General features: G+C 69.6%; 1 protein-coding gene. It reads left to right on the top strand.

The features are described from left to right. Positions 1-204, top strand: a 204-nt coding sequence (locus AA75_RS49690; protein ID WP_033822249.1) for a hypothetical protein, incomplete at both ends; no start/stop codon positions are given.

Here is a 204-nt window from a genome sequence, read left to right as displayed (position 1 = left end):
CTCCTCACCGACCGCGACGACAACCGCACCAGCTACAACACCGACAACAAACCCGTCAGCACCACCCGTGCCGACGACACCCGACTCGCCGTCACCTACTGGGCCGACGGCTCCCGCAAGACCCTCACCACCAGCGGCGGTCCCGACGGGCAGGCCGACGGGCAGGCCGAACAGACCACCACGTTCCACTACACCCCCGGCGGC

Source organism: Kitasatospora sp. MBT63 (genome assembly GCF_000710465.2).
Taxonomy (GTDB): domain Bacteria; phylum Actinomycetota; class Actinomycetes; order Streptomycetales; family Streptomycetaceae; genus Kitasatospora.
Note: the sequence above shows the minus strand (reverse complement) of the source record. Positions and strands in the feature narration are given on the sequence as shown.